We start from the raw sequence: 20,861 nt of genomic DNA on the forward strand, positions 1-20,861 counted from the left end.
CCTCCGGGCCTCGGCGTCCTGCTCGGCGGGGCGCATGCTCTGGCACTCTCTCCAAATTCTATCGATAGGTTGGGCTTTGCGCTGCTGATCGCACGTTAAGCTCGCGTGTATATTTGCAAAACAAGGATACAGCCATGAGCACCGGCACCGTAAAGTGGTTCAACGTCCAGAAGGGCTTCGGTTTCATCCAGCCGGATGACGGCAGCAAGGACGTGTTCGTCCATATCTCCGCCGTTGAGCGGGCGGGTCTTCACTCCCTCTCCGAAGGCCAGAAGGTCTCGTACGAACTGGAGACCGATCGGCGTAGCGGCAAGCAGTCGGCCGGCAATCTCCGGGCGGCTTAGCGCGAACACAACGAGATGCGGGCATCCCGCCCGCATCTCGTTTCCTGCCCGCCTCGGGCAGGTATGAACTCGAACAGGTTATAATAGGTGATATTTACCTTTATCTCTAATAAAAACGCCAATTGCGCCCGCAATGAACGCCCGGTCTTTCATGTTCAGCAGATTTGGCGGCAGGTTGACGGCGAGCGTATCGACGTCAGCCATTTGATCGACCGGACATACGAATATCAGTCGGTGCGAGAGTTGCACTGGCATCTTGCCGACCGGTTCTTAAGTCCGGTGCGCTCCATCAGCCTGAGTCGGATGTAGCCATGGGCAGGTTCAAGGAAGCCCCGTTTGGCGACAGACTGAAATCGGCCGCCGAAGCAAGACGCACGACGCTGAGCCGCTTTCAGAGGCGGCCTACGGAAGCCGATCCGGCTCTCGCATCGCGTCGCGCAGAGCGACAGGCGATCATCCATGCACGCAACATTCGTCTGGCCGAGCGGGAGGCCGCTCGCCAGATGGAAACGGCTCGCGGAGAGGCCGAGCGGGCCCGCGCGCGCGCGCAGGAAGCGGCAGACCAAGCGCATGCCGAGGCTGAAACGGCCGCGCGTGCACTGGCGCGTCAGGCTGAACAGAAAGCCGCACGTGATGCACGGTATGCGGCGCGCAAGGCTCGTGCGCGCGCTTGAACGGGCGCTGCCGCGGTCGCAACCCGCCTGAAATCTCGGCCGCTTCGCTTGCGGCACAGGAGGACGTTTTATGTCTCACAAGTTCAAGCTTCGTCAGCAGGTGCGAATGCTTCAAAATGGGTTCTCCGACAAGCTGACGAGCAGCGGCGACATCTTTGAAATTGTGCAGCTGATGCCGGAGGACCGCAACGGAGAGGCGTCTTACCGCATTCGCTCTCGCATGGGAGAGCGGGCGGTGCGTGAGAGCGAGATCGCCTCGGTCGGTTGAGCGTCCGCACCAAGTCGGTGCGGCCCCGGCCGCAAGCCTAAATCTTCTCCCACGCTCAGCGGCGCCGTTCGTCTTGAATCTCGAATTCGGCTCGCCGGATGATATTGTCAGAACGTCCGTGTGATCGTCGACGAAATGTTTCTGGCTCGATGCCGGCCCGCTTGCTCCGCCGCGGGTCTCGGATCGAGCCGCCGAAAAGAGGCTGTCATGGCTAAGAGTTTCGTCACCGGAGCGGCCCGCGGTCCCTCCGACGAGGAGTTCAAGCAGCGCGTCGCGCGTCTTGCGCCCGTGCCCAGCGTCAAGCCGGCAGGCGCTTCCCGGGCTCCTCGGAACAAGCCGTTCCAGAAGGCCCCTCCCACCGAAGCGTCCAAGACGGACCCTTCCGAGACCTGACCTCTCGTCTCTTGCGGCTCAGGACGGTCGAACTCGACTGACAAGGATATAGGCTATGACGAATGTTATTCGGCCTAACTTCCGCTCGAATCGACCCGTCTCGGCTACTCTCATCTTCGATATTTTGCATGTATATGGTGAAGTCAACGACTGTCGCGTGTTGTTGATAAAAGATTGCGACGAGCCCGAAGGCGAAACGTATAAGATTGCCGTTGACGATAGTCGATACCGAGAAGTGGACATCGTCTCGATGATGCCATTCACGGACAACGGCAGGCTTGTTTCCGATCTCATCGGCGAAGCGATCGTTCGTACCCTCCACGCGAAGGAGCGGAACCGCTCGGGATCGACGTCCCCTGAGGAGTGACATCGCCGGAGTGGCGCGAGGCAGCCTGCAAGTCGTGCGGCAAGTATGACGCCGTCAAGCTGGCCGGAGGGCTCATCCCGATTTCCGGGCCGGTGATCCCGAGCGTTCGTCCTGCGATGGGGGCATGAACGAACCGGCCTCGGTCCGGAGGCTTCGTCTGGACGCGGGCCAGACGCACCTCGCCGGAATACCTCGGGATGCCCCCGACTCTCCCTCTCCACCCGTGCCGCGAGCGTCGCCGGCCGCACGGCCCGATCCGCATCGCAGAGGATGTCCGGAGTCGCGGCATCGCGCGCCCTCGTGAGCACTGGCCGGATCCCCCGCCGGACAAGCGGGCGTGAGTGCCGTCAGGTTTGCTTGTCTCGCCGGATCAAGTTGAGCGGAGTGCAGCAGGCTAAGCTGTCCGAGACATGCGCGGCTCAGGTCGCACGATGAACGTGGGCCGGACTGAGCGAGACACACCTCATCGGCGGGCGAGGGTGGGCCTCCGGTCATCGTGCCGGCCGACCCGGGCCTTCGGCGCGACCCGCATGAGGGGCAACGGAGGCAGCTATGGGTGTCACCAGACGGATCTTCGCCGCAGGCGCCGCCACGGTCCCGCTCATCGGGACCGGCCTTCCGCCTGCCTCGGCCCAGGATGCGGCTCAGGACGCGCTCCTCATCGGCAACAACGCCGTGTCGGATCCGCTGGAGCTGGCCACGGATGCCTACATCTACGGCTACCCGCTCGTCACCGTGGAGATGACCCGGCGCATCCTCACCAACGTGGTTGCGCCCGAAGGTAAAAATGCTCCTATGGGCCAGTTCGCCAATTTGCGGGAATACCCGGACGCCAAGTTCCGGGCCGTCACGGCCCCCAACGCGGACACGCTCTATTCCAGTGCCTTCCTCGACCTCGGCCGGGAGCCTTACATCCTCAGCATCCCGAACGAGGACGGGCGCTACTTCCTCATGCCGATGCTCAGTGCCTGGACGAACGTCTTCGCCGTGCCGGGTAAGCGCACGACCGGCACCGGCCCGCAGACCTACTTCATTGCAGGGCCCGGTTGGAGCGGCAGCGTCCCATCCGGCGCCAAGCTGATCCAGGCCCCAACCAACCTGATCTGGATCATCGGCCGAACGTACTGCACGGGCACGCCCGAGGATTACAAGGCGGTCCACGCCCTGCAGGACCAGTACCGCCTCGTCCCCGCCAGCGCGGCCGCGAACGCGTACACGCCTCCGGCGGGACGGGTCGATCCAGGCATCGACGGCAAGACGGCCGTGCGCGAGCAAGTCAACAATCTGGACGCGGCCACCTACTTCAACTTGCTCGCCGCGCTGATGAAGGATAACCCGCCCGCTCTCGCGGACGGGGTCGCGGTCGCCAAGATGGCCTCGCTCGGCATCGTGCCCGGGCGCCCCTTCGATCCGAGAGCCCTGACCCCATCGGTTCGGGATGCGGTCGAGCGGGCCCCGAAGCAGGCCATCGCCCGCATCATGGGACACATGAAGACGACGGGCCGGCACATCAACGGCTGGACCTTCACGACCGATGGCGGTGATTACGGCAAGGACTATCTGCAGCGCGCGTTGGTCACTGCGGTCGGACTCGGCTGCAATCTGCCCCAGGACGCGGTCTACCCCCTGACCACCGTCGATGCTGCGGGCCGGCGGCTGACCGGCACCGCGAAATACGTGATGCGCTTCCCCGCCGGCGAATTGCCGCCCGTCGACGGCTTCTGGTCGCTGACCATGTATGACGCGGACTTCTTCTTCGTCGACAACCCGCTCAACCGCTACACGGTCAGCCCGCGCAACAACCTGCAGGCCAATCCGGACGGCTCGGTCGATCTCTTCATCCAGACCGAGAGCCCCGGTGCTCAGCGCGAGTCGAACTGGCTGCCTGCCCCTCGCGGACCATTCGTCCTGATGCTGCGCACCTACTGGCCGAAGGACGCCTTGCTGAACGGCTCGTGGGCGCCGCCGCCCGTGACCCGCGCCTCCACTGCTGCGCTCTAGAGCAGCACGCGATCACGGTGCCATCGGGCGCTGCTCCAGGTCTTCGATCTTGCCGCATCGTCCGCGACGAACCGGGATCCACTTCGTCGGACGATGCCCGGGATGGTGGGGTGTGGAACGGTGCTGGCACTCGTCGGCGCGCGAAGGAGACCGTCACCGGCCGGGCCTGGACGTCGCCGGTGACGGCGCTCGGGAAGATCCGAGCCGGACGTCGCCGCGCCAGTGTGGCTCGATCGGTCTGCGTCGGCGGCGAGACATCACGATTGCTCCTGACGGGGCCGAATGCCGGTACGCCGATATTCCCGTGGCAAATCAGGGAAAGACGAACGGCGCCGCGAAAGGGCCGGGTCCTGATTGCATAAGGCTGCGCCTGGGAGCTGCCGTCGCAGGCGACGCGGGGCCGGCCTGACCGCGCCGTTACCACCTGGATCCGCCAGACGCTGGCTGAAGCTGCCCTGAGAGACCGTCATTGCGCAGAGGCGGCGAACGCCGCTGCGGGGACGAGCTTCGACAAGCCGAGCCATGACGCCATCAGGCGCAGCTCGTCCATCAGCCGTTCGAGCGTGCATCGCGGCGCACTCGGCTCAACGTGCATCCGCTGCACGATCAGCGTGCGGGCCTTGCGGTCCGCCTTCAGGTCCACGCGCGCCACGAGTGCGCCGTCCAGCAGAAACGGCAGAACGTAGTAACCGTGTTCGCGCTTATGCGCGGGCGTGTAGATCTCCAGCCGATAGCGGAACCCGAACACTCTCTCGGTCCGCGGGCGGTGCCAGATGAGCGGATCGAACGGCGACAGCAACGCCGCGCCTTCGATTTTGCGGCCCGCACGAGCGTCCTTGTGCAAGTAGGCCTGCTGCTGCCAGCCACGCACGCGCACGGGGATGATGGTCCCTTCCTCGGTCAACTGCTCGATTGGCAGTCGAACATCCGCCGCGGGGACGCGGTAGTAATCGCGCAGGTCGTCCGCCGTCGCAATTCCAAGCGCCCGCGCCGCCCGCGCGAGGAGCGCCCGCCGGGCATCGACGCCGTGAGGGGTGGGTCGCTCCAGAACCGCTTGAGGCAGAACACGTTCGGGCAGGTCGTACACCCGCTCGAAGCTGCCCCGACGGTGGGTCGCGGCGACCAGACCTGCCCAGAACAGCCATTCGAGCGCGTGCTTGGCGTCACTCCATACCCACATCCCTTTGGGAGCGCGGCGGCCTGCAACGTCGGACGCGGCCAGCGGCCCCTCGGCTCTGATGCGGTCGAGCAAGGCATCGGCCTCGGCGCGCTTCTCGCCCGCAAAGGGTTCGAGCTGACGCCAAACGCCCTTGCCGCGAAGCGCGCGGGCCATCCGCCACCGCAGCAGAGGCTGGCAGTCGACGGGCAGCAGCGATGCTTCATGCCCCCAATATTCGAAATAGTCCTTGGGCTTCGTCGCCACGAGCGCGTCCAGGAGCGCAGGATCGTACGAACCCAGACGCGAGAAAACCGGCAGGTAATGCGCGCGAACAAGAACGTTCACGCTGTCGATCTGAAGCAGGCCAAGCCGGCCGATCGATTGTCGCAGCTGTGCCGGGCCGACGATGCCGCCACGGATGCGGGCGTTGAAGCCCTGCGCCGTCAGGGCGATGCGACGGGCCTCGGAAGCGGAGAGTTCCGACCTCAGGACCGCTCTCCCGATATCGGGGCGATGAAGATCATACGATCAACCGGCATCAGATCCGGCTGATCCGAAGCAGAGAAATGACCGTCCGAAGTCATGGGGCTCCCATGCACGATGTCGCGGATCTTGCGGGTAAATGGGCGCGGCGCCGGCTCCGGCAAGCGAGGCGGGACCGGCCTGCCCCCGGCGAGCGGGCATTCGCCATTCTCCTCCTTCGCGGAGCCGGTTGTGCCGCATGCCGATGCAGCAACGGAGCCAGCACGGCCCGGTCGATTTCTGGCGTGCGTTCGGGCAGGGATTTGCGAAGAATGCTTGGCTGGAGAAGCCCGCTTGCCTCTCAGGGGCTCGCTCGGGAGGTGGCCCGCCATGTCGATCATCAATCCACGCCGAGGGGATATCGAGGCTGACCGGTCCAGCACGAAGCGGCGTTCGATCCTGTCACTGGCGGGCAACCTGCTCGCGGAAGTCAGCCTTCCGAAGCTCGCGGTCGCGTGGAGCCTGTTGATCGGCGTTCCGGGACTCGTGCTCGGCGCGGCGCCCCTGATCGTCTCCGCCTGGGTCGCCGGCGTCTCGTCCAAAGTGTCGGCCGTCCCGAGCGGCGCCTGGCCGGCCCTCCTGCTTCCGGTGCTCGCCGTCGTCGCGTGGTTGGGCGGCCGGCCATTGTTCCGCCTCGCGGAGTCCAGCTTCTGGTCGCTCAACGGGCTCGTGGTTCAGCCCGGCTATGCGCTCTGCCGCGAAACCTTGCGCCACCTCGCCGAAGGCCTGCTCCCGCCGGATGCGAGCCGGGCGACGATCGTCGCGCTGCGGGCCTCGCTGGCTGCCGTTTCCGGGCTGGCGATCGGCGCGATCGGGCTCGCGATCGTGGTGCTGGCTTGGCCGGAGACCCGCTGGACGGCCGGCCTGGCCGATCTCAACGCGCCGCATCACCTCGTGCGCCCGGCTCTGGCCAACGCCGTCGTGATGGTTGCCGGCTATTTCGGAGCGGCAGGCATCGTCTGGGGTGCGATCGATGCGGTGATGCCGCAACCCTGGGACCTCCGCTCCTTCCACGCTCCCCCCGCGGATGCGCGACGATGGCGCGTCGCCCACCTGTCCGACCTGCACGTCGTCGGGGAGCGGTACGGGTTCAGGATCGAGAGCGGCCGGTCGGGGCCTCAGGGGAACCAGAGAGTGCACGGCGTGCTCGCGCGGCTGGAGGCGATCCATGCGGCGGACCCGCTCGACGCCGTGCTCATCACGGGCGATCTCACCGATGCCGGCCTCGCAACCGAATGGGCGGAATTCTTCGATGCGCTGGCGCTCTACCCGACGCTGTCCGGTCTGATCGTCGCGCTCCCCGGCAACCATGACGTCAACGTCATCGACCGGACGAATCCGGCGCGGCTCGACCTGCCGACAAGCCCGAGAAAGCGGTTGCGCCAGTTGCGCACCCTCTCGGCCCTGGAGGCCCTGCAAGGAACGACGGTGCGGGTCGTCGACCGGGACGCGAACCGGCTCGGCGATCGTCTCTCGGATGCCCTCGCGCCGCATCATGGCGCGATCCGCCTGTTCTCGGACCGGGGGCGGCCCCGCCGGGCCGGAACCCTCGCCACGCTCTGGACCGACCTCTTCCCGCTGGTTCGGCCGCCCGCCTCCGCCGATGGTCTCGGCATCATCCTCCTGAACTCGAACGCCGATACGCATTTCTCCTTCACCAATGCGCTCGGGATCGTGTCGGCCGACCAAGCCCGCGCCGTCGAGATCGCCGTCCGCCAGTATCCCGCAGCCAGCTGGATCGTGGCGCTTCATCATCACCCGATGGAGTACCCGAAGCCCGCCAAGGTCCTGTCCGAGCGGATCGGAACCGCGCTCATCAACGGCAGCTGGTTCATCCGGAGATTGCAGCGCTTCGCCAACCACGCCGTGGTGATGCACGGCCATCGCCATGTGGACTGGATCGGCGAGTGCGGCGGATTGCTCATCGTGTCGGCTCCGTCGCCCGTCATGGGGACGGCGGACGGCGATGATCCCTACTTCTACGTCCACACCTTGGCGTCCGACGCGGATCACCGCCTGCGGTTGCTGGAACCGGAGCGCGTCGACATGCGCGCCCCCGGAGTCTCCGCCGGAGCCATCGCGGGCTGAGTCCGGTCCAGGCCTTGCCTCGGGCGTCGCGGCCTCACGCGCGATCCTCCATCCGATCGTCGCGGGACCCCACCAGCTCCGCCAGCCAGCGACCGGACGGATGCTCGTCGCACAGCGTCAGGACCGCGATCGCGATCGGCACGCCGATGAAGGCGCCCGTTATTCCCCACAGAAACGTCCAGAAGAAGACGGTGAACAGGATCACGAACGGCGAGATCGACAGAGCATTGCCTGCCACGCGCGGCTCGAGGTAACTCCCGACCAGGAACTGGATGAGGTTGAGGCCTGCGAAGATGATCAGGCCCGTCTGCCAGGAGGAGAATTGGGCGGTCGCATAGAGGGTGGGGAAGGTCGTCGCGATGAGCGGCCCGATCACCGGGATGTAGTTCAGGACGAAGGCGATGACGCCCCATTCCACGGCGAGCTCGACGCCCGCGAGGGCGGCGAACGCCCATACGAGAAATCCCGTCAGCGCGCTCATCAGGGTCCTGACGAGCATGAAGCGGCGAAGCTTGACAGCCGTCCTGGCGCCCCCGGCCAGCAGCACCGGCCCGATGTCTTGCCGGCGCGCGAGGCGGAGCTTTCGCGCCACGTCATCGACTTCGAGAAGCCCCAGGATGACGTAGATCAGGACGACGAACAGGAACGTGGCCGTTCCGCTCATCCGGTTGGTGACCTCCGGCAGCACCCGGATCAGCCAGCGCATGTTGAAGTGCTCAGCCCAGAGGCCAGCGAGCACGATGCCGTGGGTCTCCAGCCAATCCACCATCTGAGCGTAGATCGCCTGGATGCGTGCGGCGTCATTGATCACCGACCGGACCACCCTGCCGAAGCCCCACGCGATCAACGAGGCGAAAACCGTGATGATCACCGTCGTGACGGCGACGGTGATCAGGATGGCCACGATCTTCGGAAGGACCGTCTGAAGCCACCGCTGGAACGGCCACACGATGGCGATGACGAAGAGCGCGAAAGCGACCGGCGCAAACACCGCCCGGGCAAGCGACAACGCTGCACCGATGAGAACCGCGGCGCAGATGCCGATCAGGACGAGGCCGGCTGTCGGTTCGCGCATGCTGCTGTCTCCCCGTCACCGCGCTTGCCTCGTCACCGCACCTGCCGGCAGGGCCGCGATCCGCCTGTTGCGCGAGAGCAGGCTGTTCGGCCCCCCGGGGGCGGAATGCGCCGTGATCATGGTGCCGATGGCGTCAGGACGACGCCATGCATCGCCTCAGAAACCGGTTCCGGGCCGCGAACCGACGGCCGAAGCGTTGAAGCTTCGCCTTCTTGAGGCACTCCGCCTGTCGGGCGGAGCGCTCGGCCATCGGCTGCTCGGGCGTTCGAGCGCCTGCGCCGACCGGGCCGAGGACCCATGCGAGGATGAGCGCTCCGAGAAAAGCTTTCATCATCGTCTCCCGGCGCGCCGCGCGTCCGGCCTCCATCGCGAGACGGGGCCGAAGGATCGTCGTGGAATCAGATCTTGCTTGATGCTGATCATCATCAGCAATGCGACCGGCATACACTAACATGTGCGCTGGGATGGCGGTATCCCGTTTCCGGTTTCACGATCGGTGGGAAGGCCCCGCGCCGGCCCCGCGCCGGCAGTCGGACCGTGCACGATCTCATCGTTCCACGGTGCGCCGCCAAGCTTCAGGACATGACATGTCTGATGCCAGATAGGATTTTCTACCATTGATTGGTGTTCTTTCCGGATGAGCAACCTTTGTTATTGGTCACGTAATGCCGAGCTGTTATCACGTGCGCGCCCGCCATCCCGACATGCGCGAAGGTTGCACGATGCGCGTGCTCATTGCAGACGAGAACGATATCGTCAGGCGGGGCATCCGCTCTGTATTGGAAAAATCCACCTGTCATGAGATCTGCGCCGAAGCAGCTGATGCGGCTTCCACCATAGAGATCACGAAGACAATAAACCCCGACGTAGTCATACTGGATTATTTGCCGAACTATCTCGGCGGGGCGGCGATCGTATCCGATATCAGGTGCGCGCATCCGTACACTCAGATCATGATCCTCACGCAGTACGTCGAGAGGGATTTGATGCGCGAGACCTTGGAGGCCGGCGCGCGCGCCTACCTTCTGAAGAGTGAAGCCGTGGACCACATGCTCCTGGCCTTGGATGCCTTGGCAAGCGGCAGGACCTATTTCAGCACGACGGTTTCGACGTCGCTCATCGAGGAATGGGCGAGCGCCCCCTGAGGCGCTCGGTGCTGACACAGAGGGAGAGGCAGGTGATCCGCCTGATCGCGGAGGCGTGCAGCATCAAGGACATCGCCGAGAAGCTCGGCCTGAGTCCCAAGACCGTCGAGGCGCACAAGGCTTCGGCGATGCACAAGCTCAAGATCAGAACCATCGCGGAACTGGTCAGATACGCGATCCGGTGCAAGCTGGTCACCCCCTGAAGTTGCTCCTCCGACATGTCGCGGCCGCTGCGGCATCCGTCGCCGGGATGAGTTGGCGCGCCGGTCCGGTGGCGCGGCGTGAGATCGACGCAATCCGAGCGGCCGGGGGGATCCGGGATGAGCCAGAGCGTGGAGCCGCGTCCCCGGCAGCTGGTCGACCTCGCATTGCAGGGCGGCGGGTCGCACGGGGCGTTCACCTGGGGGGTTCTCGATCGTCTTCTCGAGGAGCCCTGGATCGAGATCGAGGGCATCTCGGGCACCTCGGCCGGTGCCATGAATGCCGCCGTGATGGTGGACGGCTACGCGCGCGCCGGGCGCGCCGGCGCGCGCGAGGCGCTGGCCCGGTTCTGGCAGCGGGTCGCGGAGGCCGCCGCGCTCAGCCCCCTGCAGCGAAGTCCGCTCGACGTTCTCCTGGGCCGCTGGACCCTCGACCACTCCCCGGTCTACCTCGCCCTCGACCTGATGGCGCGCGTGTTCTCGCCCTACGACCTCGGTGCGGCGAACCCGCTGGCGGAGATCCTCGCGGCGACGGTGGATTTCGACCGCTTGGCCCATGCGCCGATCAAGCTGTTCATCACCGCCACCAATGTGCGGACCGGCCGGCCGCGCGTGTTTCGCAACGCGGAACTCTCCCCGGAGGTCCTGATCGCCTCGGCCTGCCTTCCCACCCTGTTCCAGGCCGCGATGATCGCGGGCGAGGCGTATTGGGACGGCGGCTACGCGGGCAACCCGACCATCACGCCCCTGGTCAGGGAATGTGTGGCGGATGACATCATCCTCGTGGCCATCAACCCGGTCGAGCGGCCGGAACTGCCCCGCACGGCGCGCGACATCCTCAACCGCGTGAACGAGGTCTCGTTCAATGCGGTGCTGCTGAAGGAGCTGCGCATGATCGCGCTGCTTCGCCAAGTGGCTGATCCGGGCGGGGAGGAGACGGCGCATTGGGCTCGGATGCGCATCCATCTCGTCCGCAGCGATCGGCTGACGGAGTTCGGCGCCTCGTCGAAGCTCAACGCCGAGGCTGCCTTCCTGGCCCTGCTGCACCGGGAGGGGCGCCGCGCCGCCGACGCCTTCCTCGCCGAACGCGGCAGCGATCTCGGGCAGCGCTCGACCCTCGACATCGACCGCCTGCTGGACGGGGCGTGAGGGATGGGATTGCTCGGCATCATCCTCGCCCTCGCGCTGCTGGTCTGGCTGGCGTTCCGGGGCTGGAGCGTCCTGCTGCTCGCACCGCTGGCGGCCCTGCTGGCGGCGGCCTTCGCGGGCGAGCCGCTCCTGGCCCACTGGACGCAGACCTTCATGGGCAGCGCCGCCGGCTTCCTGGCGCAGTTCTTCCCCCTGTTCCTCCTCGGCGCCCTGTTCGGCAAGCTGATGGAGGACAGCGGCTCGGTGTCGGCCATCGCGCAGTGGCTGACCGGGCGGCTCGGCCCGCAACGGGCCGTGCTGGCGGTCGTGCTGGCGGGGGCCGTCGTCACCTATGGCGGCGTCAGCCTGTTCGTCGCCTTCTTCGTGCTCGCGCCGATGGCCGAAGCCCTGTTCCGCTCCGCCTCCATCCCGCGCCGGTTGATGCCGGCCGCGATCGCCCTGGGCACCTCGACATTCACCATGTCGGCGATGCCGGGCACGCCGGCGATCCAGAACGCGATTCCGATGCCGTTCTTCGGCACGACGCCCTTCGCCGCCCCAGGCCTCGGCATCCTGGCCTCGGCGATCATGCTGGGCTTCGGCTTGTGGTGGCTCGCACGCGCTGCCGCCGCGGCGCGCCGGCGCGACGAGGGCTTCGGCGAGGAGGCGCCGCCGATCCGGCCCGGAGAGGCGTCCCTCCTGCGGGAGCGGGCGGCCACGGCCTGCGCGTTCGATCCGCCCGAGGCCCTGAACGCGGCGCCGGCGCCGGTGCCCCTGCCGGTCCGGCTCGCGCTGCTCCCGCTCGCCGTCGTGATCGCCGTGAACCTGCTGATGTCGTTCGTGGTCCTGCCGCGGATGGACACCGGGTTCCTCGCGCAGCCGCGCTGGGGCGAGACGTCGCTCGCGGCGGTCGCGGGGGTCTGGTCGGTCGCGGTGGCGCTGACGGCGGCGATCCTCGTGCTCATCGGGGTGAGCGGGCGGCGCCTGCCGGCCCTGCGCGAGAGCGTGGATGCGGGTGCGAACGCGGCCGTGCTCCCGGCCTTCAGCGTCGCCAGCCTCGTCGGGTTCGGAGCGGTGATCGCGGCCCTGCCGGCCTTCGCGCTCGTCCGCGATTGGGTGGTCGGGATCGAGGGCGGCCCCCTGGTCTCCCTCGCGGTCGCCACCAACATCCTGTCCGCGCTCACGGGCTCGGCCTCCGGCGGCCTGACGATCGCGCTCGATGCCCTGGGACCGACCTACCTGCGGCTTGCCGCCGAGCACGGGATCGATCCGGGCCTCCTGCACCGCGTGGCGGTGATCGGCGCGGGCACGCTCGACAGCCTGCCGCACAACGGCGCCGTGGTCACGCTCCTGGCGGTGTGCGGCTCGACGCATGCGCGCAGCTACGTCGACATCGTGATGGTCAGCGTGGCGAGCGCGCTCGCCGCCCTCGTCGTGGTGATCGCGCTCGGCGGGGCCGTCGGCTCGTTCTGAGGACCGCGCAGGCCGATCGGTGCGGGCTCCCGCCGTGATCAAGCGGAGGATCGTCTCATACGGTTTCCGGATGATCGCTTCGCGATGCGGAAACCGGCCTCGCTCAGGCGCCGCGCGGGCTCGTGATACGGTTTCCGAAAGTGATCGTCCGGAAACCGTATCAATCGGGCGTCCGCCACGCTCGCGCCGCCACGGCCACGCAGATCGTCACGAGGCACGCGAGCGCCAGGAAGTCCCCCAGCAACCCGATGGCGCTGCCGAGCCGGCCCGCGACCGCGGACCCGATGGCGAGGCAGAGGTTGAAGAGCGCGAATTGCGCCGCGTAGAGGGCCGGCTTCTCCCCGGGCGATCCGGACCGGCGCAGCAGGTTTCCGGCCGGCGTGTGGGCGAGGCCGCAGGACAGGCCGAGCGCGAACCAGAGCGGCAGCAGCGTCGCGTAGCCGAGGATCAGCGGGGCGATGCCGAGCGCCGCGCCGGCGGCGCCCGCGCCCGCGAGCATCACGGTCCGGTCGGCGATCCGCCGCAGCAGGTGCGGCATGAGCAGCGCCCCGACCATCGAGCCCGTCCCGAAGCAGGTCAGGGCGATGGCCGTCTCGCGCTCGCCGAGCCCGAGCCGGTCCTGCACCAACACCACGGTGTTCACCGCCACCATGGCCGATGCGAGGGCGACCGCGAGGTTGAGGACGATCAGGGCGCGCAGCCGCGGCGTCCCGAGGAAGATGTGCCATCCCCGCGTCACGCGCTGTCGGAGGTCGGCAGCCGCGCGGCGGTCGGGCGAGGGCAGGGGGGCCGCCACGGTGACCGCCGCGGCCAGGACGAAGCCGAGGGCCGCTCCTCCGAACAATCCCCGCGCATCGACGATCAGCAGGAGGCTTGCCGCGAGCATCGGGCTCGCCACGGCCTCCAGCTCGCTGATCGTGCGGGACAGCGAGAGCGCGCGCAGATACGCGCCCTCGTCCGGGAGGAGGTCCGGGAGCGTCGCCTGATAGGCCGGGGTGAAGGCCGCGGAGGCGAGCTGAAACAGCACCACGATGAGATAGAGGTCCATCACCCGGGTCACGAAGGGCAGCATCAGGATGGCGGCGGCCCGCACGAGGTTGAGTGTCACGAACAGGCTCCGGCGCGGGAAGCGGCCGACGAAGGCCGCCATCAGCGGCGCGGCGAGCGCGTAGGTCAGCATCTTGATCGCGAGGGCGTTGCCGAGAACGACGCCCGCGTCGGCGCCCGCGAGGCTGAAGGCGAGGAGGGAGAGCGCGACGGTTGCGAGCCCCGTGCTGAGCAGTGCGAGCGCGTGCGCCGCGAGGAGGAGCGGATAGGCGCGTCGTCCCCGTGCGGCCGGCGGCGCGACGCAGCTCTCGGCCTCTCCCATCACGGCGCCTCCTCCATCACGGCGTGTCCTGCGCCGGCACGGCCCGACCGGCCTGCGGGACGGCCAGGGGCGGCTTGGGCTCCCGGGCGCGGAACCACGTCACGTAGAGCGTCGGCAGGAGGACCAGGGTGAGCAGGGACGCGACGAGCAGCCCGCCCATCACGGCGATCGCCATCGGCCCCCAGAACACCGTGGGGGCGATCGGGAGCATGCCCAGCACGGTGGAGCCGGCCGTGAGGAGGATGGGCCGGGCCCGCGACAGGCTCGCATTGACGACCGCGGTCCAGACGGCGTCGCCCTCCGCCCGGCAGGCCTCGATCTGGGTGAGCAGGATCACCGCGTTGCGGGCGACCATGCCGATCAGCGACAGGATTCCCAGGATGGCGACGAAGCCGAGCGGCTGGCGGAACACCAGCAGGGCCAGCACCACGCCGATCACGCTGAGGGGGACGACCGCGAGGACCAGGACGGTGCGCGCGAAGCTGCCGAGCTGGAACATCAGGATGGTCAGCGTCATGAGCAGCATGACGGGCACCACGGCCAGGACCGAGGCCCGCGACCGCGCGCTCTCCTCGGCGATCCCGCCGGTCTCCAGGCGATAGGGCGCGCGGAGACCGGCGCTCACCCCCTGCATGACCGGCGCGAGGTCGGACACCGCCGCCTCCGCCAGGACGCCCGGAGCGACGTCGGCCCGCACCGTCAGGGTCGGCAGCCGGTTGCGGCGCCAGACGAGCGGCATCTCCTGCGCGTAGCCGAACCGCGCGAACTGACTGAGCGCCACGGTCCGGCCGCCGGGCAGGGGCACCTGCAGACCCTGCAGCGATGCCACGGAGGCACGCTCCTCCCCCGTCGCGCGCGCCACCACGTCCACGAGGTAGATGTCGTCCCGGACCTGCGTGATCACCGCGCCGGCCACCGCCGCGTTCAGCGTCGCCGCGAGGCTCTCCGAACTCAGCCCGAGCAGGCGGGCCTGATCCTGATCGACCTCGATCCGGAACTGGCGGCGCGGCTCCATCCAGTCGAAATTGACGTTTCGCACCCCCGGATGGCCCGCGACCGCCTGCGCGACCCGCACGGCGATGGAGCGGACCGTCGTGATGTCCGGGCCGGTGACGCGGTACTGGATCGGCCAGCCGACCGGCGGGCCGAGTTCGAGCGGGTAGACCCGTGCGACCACCTCGGGCAGCTCCTCCGCCAGGAAGGCTTGGAGCCGCTCCCGCAAGCGGTCCCGCGCCGGCACGTCGCGCGCGACGATGACGGCCTGCGCGAAGAAGTCGTTCGGGAGCTGGACGTTGAGCGGCAGGTAGAAGCGGATCGCGCCGCGGCCCACATAGGTGCTCCAGCGCGCCACGTCCTCCGGGCGATCCTTGAGGAACCGGTCGAGGCGCTTGGCGGCATCGTCGCTCGCGTGGATGGACGCTCCCTGGGGCAGCGTGAGATCGACGACGAGTTCGGTCCGGTCGGAGGCCGGGAAGAACTGCTGGGGCACGAAGCGGACCGCCACGACCGCCGCCGCGAAGGCCGCGAGCGTGACGGCGATCGTCAGCCAGCGCCGCCGCATGGCGGCCCGCAGGAACGCGACGTAGAGGCGCGCGAGCCGCCCGGGCTCCGCATCCGCCGGCTGCCGCGGCGCCCGCACGATCGCGACCCCGATCAGCGGCGCGAAGATCACCGCCACGAACCACGACACGACCTGGGCGATCGCCACGACGGCGAAGATGGAGAAGGTGTACTCGCCCGCCGTGCTCCTCGCGAACCCGATCGGAACGAAGCCCGCGATGGTGACGAGCGTCCCGGCGAGCATCGGCGTGGCGAGCGTGCGGTAGGCGTAGGTCGCGGCGTCGTGGGAGGAATCCCCCGCCGCGAGGCGCCGCAGCATGGAATCCACCGTGGTCATCGCATCGTCGACGAGCAGCGTCAGCGCGATGATGAGGGCTCCCAGGGAGACGCGGTGCAGGTCGATCCCGGCCCACGCCATCAGGGGGAACACGATCGCGAGGGTGAGCGGGATCGAGCAGGCGACGACGGCGCCCGGCCCGAGGCCGAGGCTGATGAAGCTGACCACGATGATGATCAGGATCGATTGCCACAGCGAGGTCGTGAATTCGCCGATCGCCGTGCTGACCGTCCGGGCCTGATCGGCGACCAGGACCGGCTCGATCCCGACCGGCAGCCCGGCGGAGATCTCCCGCATCTCGCGCCCGAGCCCGCGCTTGAGGGCGAGGATGTCTCCGGCATCCCGCATCGCGATCGCGAGGCCGATCGCGGGCTGTCCGTTGACCCGGAAGAGCGGCTGCGGGGGATCGGCGTAGCTGCGCCGCACCTGCGCGACATCGGTGAGGCGGATCATCCGCCCGCCGGCCACGAGGTTGACGGCCTCGACATCCCCGACCGTCTCGAACGCCCCCGAAACCCGGACGGAGAGCTGCTCCTTGCCCGTCTCGATGGTTCCGGCCGGGCGCACGACGTTCTGGGCCCGCAGCATGGCGATGAGCGACGGGTAGTCGAGCCCGAGGGCGGCGAGGCGCTCGGTCGAGAACTCCAGGAAGATCCGCTCGTCCTGCGCGCCGAGCACCTCGATCTTCGAGACGTCCTCGACCAGGAGGAGACGCGAGCGGATGTCCTCGACGGTGTCGCGCAGCTCGCGATGGGTGAAACCGTCGGCCGTGAACCCGTAGATGATGCCGTAGGTATCGCCGAAATCGTCGTTGAAGCCCGGCCCGACGAGGCCGGCCGGCAGGGTGTGGCGGATGTCGCCGACGCGCTTGCGGACCTGATACCAGAGGTCCGGAACCCGCCCGGGCGGGGTGGAGCCCTTCAGGTCGACGAAGATCGTCGCCACGCCGGGCCGGGTGAAGCTGCGCACGGTATCGAGATGCGGGGTCTCCTGGACGGCGCGCTCGATCCGCTCGGTGACCTGCCGCAGCGTGTCCTCGATCGTGGCGCCCGGCCAGGCGGCCTGGACGATCATCGTGCGGAAGGTGAAGGCCGGGTCCTCGGACCGGCCGAGGCGCGCATAGGTGACGACGCCGGCGAGGATCGAGGCGAGCATCAGGTAGATCACGATCGAGGGGCGCCGGACCGACCACTCCGCGAGGTTGGGGCCGATCATGACGCCGCTCCGAGGAGGCGCACCTTCTGGCCGGGCCGCAGCGCGTGGACCCCGGCGGTCACGACGACATCGCCCGGTGCAAGGCCGCGGGCGACGAGGGCGCGGGACTGGTCGAAGCGGGCGAGCTCGACGGTGCGCAGGCCGACCGTCATGGTGGCCGGATCCACGATCCAGACGGCCGGGTGCTCCCCCTCCGACAGGAGCGCCGATGCGGGGATCTCCAGCCCGCCGTCGCGGCCGATCCGCATCCGGCCGGTCACGGCCGCGCCGAGCCGCATCTGCGGCGGCGGATCGGTCAGCCCGACCCGCACCTGGAATGTTCCCGTGACCGGATCCGCCCGCGGCGCGATCTCCCGCACACGGCCGCGGGCCGTGACCGCCGCGTCCATCGTCAGGGCCACCGTGATCGCGGGATCGGCCGGCGCCCGGTCCTTGATCGAGGCCGGCACGTCGAACACGGCGTCCTTCCCGTCCTGCCGGGCGATCTGCACGATCATCTGGCCCGCGCGGACGATCTCGCCCTGCTCGGCCCCGCGCTGCGTCACCGTCCCCGGCGCGTCGGCCCTGAGTTCGGTGTCGCCGGCGCGCTCCTCCGCGATGCGGAGCTGTGCCTCGGCGGCGTCGAGCTGGGCGCGCGTGGTGTTCTGAAGCTGAAGCGCCTGATCGTAGCGGACGCGCGTCGTCCAGCCGCCCGCGAGCAACTCGCGCTGCCGCTCATAGTTGTTCCGGGCCTCGTCGGACTGGCCCGTGGCCGCCACGACGGCAGCCTGGGCGGCCCGGACCGCGTTCCGCTCGTTCTCGGGATCGAGGCGGGCCACGATCTGGCCGGCCGTGACCCCGTCGCCCACCGAGACGCGGCGTTCGATCATCCGCCCGTCGATGCGGAAGGCGAGGTTGACCTCCACCTGCGGCTGGACGGTGCCGGTCAGGGACACGTCCTCGCCGTCGTTCCGCTGGTCCACCGTCACGACCCGGACCGGCCTGATCTCGCCGGTCGCCGGGGGGGCGGGGTCGTTGCACCCGCTGAGCAGCAGCAGCGCCGCGGCGGCCGGCGCCGGGAGCCGGTGGCGTTGCACGAGCATGGCCCTTCCCAACCCCATTCAGAACAGGTTCGTCGTCCCGGCTCCCCATCCCGCCCGGGATGGGGAGCGCCGGTGGCGCGGACGGGTGCAGGCTCGCGCCGACGTCAGGCCGGGTTGGCGATCGCGCCGGTCGGGGATTCCGCCGGGGCGGGCTCCGTCCCGGCCGCGCGCTCGGGCTCGCTGCCGGGGATCTCGCCGGGCCTGTAGGGAGGCAGGCGGCCAGCCGGAATGATCGACAGGAGCGACAGCGCCGCCATGATCAGGAAGCCGATCTTCAGCGCCCGCAGGCGCGCCTCCGTGTTGACCCGGACCGCCTCGTCGACCTGTTCCGGGGTCGCGGTCGTGGCGGCCATGACGCCGCGCAGCCGGTCGTTGCTCACGAAGGTGATGTTGTCGAGATCGACCTGCGACTGGAGCGCGGGCGGGAGCGTCGGGTGCTCCGCGAGGCTGCGCAGGACGGCGGTGCTGAGAAGCCCGACGAGCAGCGCCCCCGCCACGGCGGTGCCCACCGCTGCGGCGAGATTGTTGGTCGTTCCCCGCAGGGATCCGACGTCGCCGGCCAGTTCCTTGGGCGAAGCCGTCACGAGCACGTTGAAGACGAGCGTGACGAGCGACCCTTGCCCGATGCCGAACAGGACGAGGCCGATCAGCACCGGAAGCTCGCTCCAGTCGTTGAACACCACGAAGGCGAGCCACAGCAGCGCGACGCTGCACAGAATGAAGCCGGCGCGGCCGATCTGGCGCGGCGTGAACCGGTCGTACAGGCGGGTGATCAGCAGGGCCGCGAAGAACACCGACAAGTTGAACGGCAGCATCGCGATGGCCGTGGCGAGCGGCGTGCGGCCCTGCACGATCTGGATGTAGAGCGGGACCGAGAAATTGAGGGCCGCTTCGAGGGCCACGACCGAGAACATGGCGTAGACCGCGGCGCGCTCCTGCGGTGAATCGATCACTTGAAGCGCCAGCAGGGGCGTCCGCCCCGCCTCCTGGCGCCGATGCGTCCACGACAGGAAGATCTGGCCGAAGGCCAGCCCCAGCACGATCATGACCGGCGCCGGCGACAGGCCGAGAAGGGTGAAGGGCGCGCCTGGAAGGGCGAGGCCCAGACCCCAGCGGTTGAGATTGTTGAACCCGAAGCTGAGGAGGAGAACGGCCACCGCGGCGAGCACCACCCCGACCGTGTCGATGGCCACGTCCGGCCGGCCCCGCTCCGGATTGAGACGGAAGCTGAGGAGGACGACGATGGCGGACAGGACGATCAGGATCCCGAAGACCGGGCGCCAGCCGATATAGGTGCCGAGGATGCCGCCGATCAGGAAGGCCGCCACACCGGCCGCGGCCCGGGCGGAGCCGAGCGCGCCGAGGGCCGTCGCCTGCTGCCTGCCGCGGTACTCGTTGGCGATGAGCGCGACCAGGGACGGAACCAGCGCCGCCCCCGCCATGCCGCTGATCCCCTGCGCGGTGATCATCAGGGTGGCGGTGGGGCTGAACGTCATGAGAACCTGGGCGAGGCCGAACACGACCACCACGGCGCGAAAGACCCGCGGCGCCCCGTAGCGCTGGTTCAGCTTGGCGCCCAGCATCACGAGGCCGGCGACCGCCATCGAGTACATGACGATGGCGGTGGCGACCGTCGTCGGCGGGACGTTGAAGCTCTTCACCATGCCGCCCAGCGCCACCGGCAGGGATGCGACGTTGAACGACATCAGCATCTGGCCGAACGCGATGGTGATCATCGGCACCCACGACGCGTGTGGCTCCGCGCCAGAGGCGGACACGGAGCCCGGAGCCGCTTGTCGGAGCATGATCCCAGCCCTCCTGATTCGGCAGCCTCCCGGGCGGCGATCACGCCTCGGGCTTCGAGACGAACAGATCCATGCCGAGCCGCCGGGACAGGTGCCGGGCGACGAGCTGGCCCTTCACGCTGTTGCCGGCGCGGTCGAGGCGCGGCGCGAAGGTCCCGAGGCCGCCCTTTCCCGGGGATACGGTGACGATGCCGCCGCCGATGCCGCTCTTCCCGGGCAGCCCGATCTCGTAGAGCCAGTCCCCGGACGTCTCGTAGAGGCCAGCCGTGGCCATCACGACGAGGACGAAGTGGCAGGTCTCCGCATCGACGACCCGCTGGCGGGTGACCGGATTCACGCCGCCATCGGCGAGCGTCGCCCCCATCACCGCGAGATCCTGCGCGGTGACGTTCAGGGAGCATTGGCGCGTGTAGAGATCGGTCACCTCGGTCGGATCGCCCGCGATCCTGCCGAGGCTGCGCAGGAGGTGGGCGATGCCGCGGTTGCGGAAGTTCGTCTCGCAGGCGGAGGCGTAGACCTCCTCGTCGAGGTGAAGACGCCGGCCCGCGAACCGCGACAGGCCGTCCTGGATGGCGGCCCATTTCTCGGCGGCGTCGGCTCCCGGCACGAGCGCGGTGGTCGCGATGGCGCCCGCATTCACCATGGGATTGGTGCGG

Annotated in this window: 20 protein-coding genes; 13 read left to right on the forward strand and 7 right to left on the reverse strand. The window is 68.6% G+C overall.

The window, feature by feature from the left end; translation table 11 throughout:
- The first annotated feature begins 134 nt into the window (after positions 1–134).
- From ACE101_RS12770 to ACE101_RS12795, 6 genes are all read left to right on the forward strand, one after another.
- A complete protein-coding gene (locus ACE101_RS12770) occupies positions 135–344 on the forward strand; it encodes a cold-shock protein (protein WP_379129824.1) in 210 nt (69 codons plus the stop codon).
- An 87-nt stretch (positions 345–431) separates the two neighbouring features.
- Positions 432–653, forward strand: a complete 222-nt coding sequence (locus ACE101_RS12775; protein ID WP_379129827.1) for a hypothetical protein — start codon at positions 432–434, stop codon at positions 651–653.
- 2 nt (positions 654–655) lie between these two features.
- The gene (locus ACE101_RS12780; protein ID WP_379129830.1) at positions 656–1,018 is read left to right on the forward strand and encodes a DUF6481 family protein; all 363 of its coding nucleotides are present in this window, start codon (positions 656–658) and stop codon (positions 1,016–1,018) included.
- A 70-nt stretch (positions 1,019–1,088) separates the two neighbouring features.
- Positions 1,089–1,286, forward strand: a complete 198-nt coding sequence (locus ACE101_RS12785) for a hypothetical protein (protein WP_379129832.1) — start codon at positions 1,089–1,091, stop codon at positions 1,284–1,286.
- Between the two features lie 448 nt (positions 1,287–1,734).
- Entirely contained in the window at positions 1,735–2,046 is a 312-nt protein-coding gene (locus ACE101_RS12790; RefSeq protein WP_379129834.1) for a hypothetical protein, read from the forward strand.
- A gap of 552 nt (positions 2,047–2,598) precedes the next feature.
- Positions 2,599–4,047, forward strand: a complete 1,449-nt coding sequence (locus tag ACE101_RS12795) for a DUF1254 domain-containing protein (RefSeq protein WP_379129835.1) — start codon at positions 2,599–2,601, stop codon at positions 4,045–4,047.
- 466 nt (positions 4,048–4,513) lie between these two features.
- Here ACE101_RS12795 and ACE101_RS12800 read toward each other — a convergent pair whose 3' ends face one another.
- A complete protein-coding gene (locus ACE101_RS12800; protein WP_379129838.1) occupies positions 4,514–5,551 on the reverse strand; it encodes a winged helix-turn-helix domain-containing protein in 1,038 nt (345 codons plus the stop codon).
- On the opposite strand from ACE101_RS12800, the gene ACE101_RS12805 reads away from it, so the two are divergent.
- Both ACE101_RS12805 and ACE101_RS12810 read left to right on the forward strand, forming a co-directional pair.
- The gene (locus tag ACE101_RS12805; protein ID WP_379129841.1) at positions 5,528–5,758 is read left to right on the forward strand and encodes a hypothetical protein; all 231 of its coding nucleotides are present in this window, start codon (positions 5,528–5,530) and stop codon (positions 5,756–5,758) included. The genes ACE101_RS12800 and ACE101_RS12805 overlap by 24 nt on opposite strands.
- A gap of 162 nt (positions 5,759–5,920) precedes the next feature.
- On the forward strand, positions 5,921–7,816 hold the full coding sequence (locus tag ACE101_RS12810) for a metallophosphoesterase family protein (protein ID WP_379129844.1): 1,896 nt from the start codon (positions 5,921–5,923) through the stop codon (positions 7,814–7,816).
- Between the two features lie 34 nt (positions 7,817–7,850).
- Here the strand turns inward: ACE101_RS12810 and ACE101_RS12815 are convergent, their stop codons facing one another.
- Positions 7,851–8,891, reverse strand: coding sequence for an AI-2E family transporter (locus tag ACE101_RS12815; protein WP_379129847.1), 1,041 nt, complete (start codon positions 8,889–8,891; stop codon positions 7,851–7,853).
- On the opposite strand from ACE101_RS12815, the gene ACE101_RS12820 reads away from it, so the two are divergent.
- From ACE101_RS12820 to ACE101_RS12840, 5 genes are all read left to right on the forward strand, one after another.
- The gene (locus ACE101_RS12820) at positions 8,890–9,342 is read left to right on the forward strand and encodes a hypothetical protein (protein WP_379129849.1); all 453 of its coding nucleotides are present in this window, start codon (positions 8,890–8,892) and stop codon (positions 9,340–9,342) included. The genes ACE101_RS12815 and ACE101_RS12820 overlap by 2 nt on opposite strands.
- Positions 9,343–9,574: 232 nt before the next feature.
- A complete protein-coding gene (locus ACE101_RS12825; protein WP_379129851.1) occupies positions 9,575–10,036 on the forward strand; it encodes a response regulator in 462 nt (153 codons plus the stop codon).
- Positions 10,018–10,239: a response regulator transcription factor gene (locus tag ACE101_RS12830; RefSeq protein ID WP_379129852.1), complete on the forward strand. Its 222-nt coding sequence runs from the start codon at positions 10,018–10,020 to the stop codon at positions 10,237–10,239. Before ACE101_RS12825 ends, ACE101_RS12830 begins: the two co-directional genes overlap by 19 nt.
- 117 nt (positions 10,240–10,356) lie before the next feature.
- Positions 10,357–11,385: a patatin-like phospholipase family protein gene (locus ACE101_RS12835; RefSeq protein ID WP_379129854.1), complete on the forward strand. Its 1,029-nt coding sequence runs from the start codon at positions 10,357–10,359 to the stop codon at positions 11,383–11,385.
- A gap of 3 nt (positions 11,386–11,388) precedes the next feature.
- Positions 11,389–12,837 carry a GntP family permease gene (locus ACE101_RS12840; protein WP_379129856.1) on the forward strand — a complete coding sequence of 483 codons (1,449 nt, stop codon included), beginning with the start codon at positions 11,389–11,391 and terminating at the stop codon, positions 12,835–12,837.
- Between the two features lie 160 nt (positions 12,838–12,997).
- Here the strand turns inward: ACE101_RS12840 and ACE101_RS12845 are convergent, their stop codons facing one another.
- The 5 genes from ACE101_RS12845 to ACE101_RS12865 form a co-directional block, all read right to left on the reverse strand.
- Entirely contained in the window at positions 12,998–14,206 is a 1,209-nt protein-coding gene (locus tag ACE101_RS12845; RefSeq protein ID WP_379129857.1) for an MFS transporter, read from the reverse strand.
- A 16-nt stretch (positions 14,207–14,222) separates the two neighbouring features.
- Positions 14,223–17,318 carry an efflux RND transporter permease subunit gene (locus ACE101_RS12850; RefSeq protein ID WP_379129859.1) on the reverse strand — a complete coding sequence of 1,032 codons (3,096 nt, stop codon included), beginning with the start codon at positions 17,316–17,318 and terminating at the stop codon, positions 14,223–14,225.
- Entirely contained in the window at positions 17,315–18,400 is a 1,086-nt protein-coding gene (locus tag ACE101_RS12855) for an efflux RND transporter periplasmic adaptor subunit (RefSeq protein ID WP_379129860.1), read from the reverse strand. Before ACE101_RS12855 ends, ACE101_RS12850 begins: the two co-directional genes overlap by 4 nt.
- A 104-nt stretch (positions 18,401–18,504) precedes the next feature.
- Complete coding sequence (locus ACE101_RS12860; protein ID WP_379129861.1) at positions 18,505–20,136, reverse strand: MFS transporter; 1,632 nt, start codon at positions 20,134–20,136, stop codon at positions 18,505–18,507.
- 109 nt (positions 20,137–20,245) lie between these two features.
- Positions 20,246–20,848, reverse strand: a complete 603-nt coding sequence (locus tag ACE101_RS12865; RefSeq protein ID WP_379129862.1) for a glutaminase — start codon at positions 20,846–20,848, stop codon at positions 20,246–20,248.
- Positions 20,849–20,861: the final 13 nt, after the last annotated feature.

Origin of the sequence: Methylobacterium carpenticola, assembly GCF_042748905.1 — a bacterium.
Lineage (GTDB): Bacteria > Pseudomonadota > Alphaproteobacteria > Rhizobiales > Beijerinckiaceae > Methylobacterium > Methylobacterium carpenticola.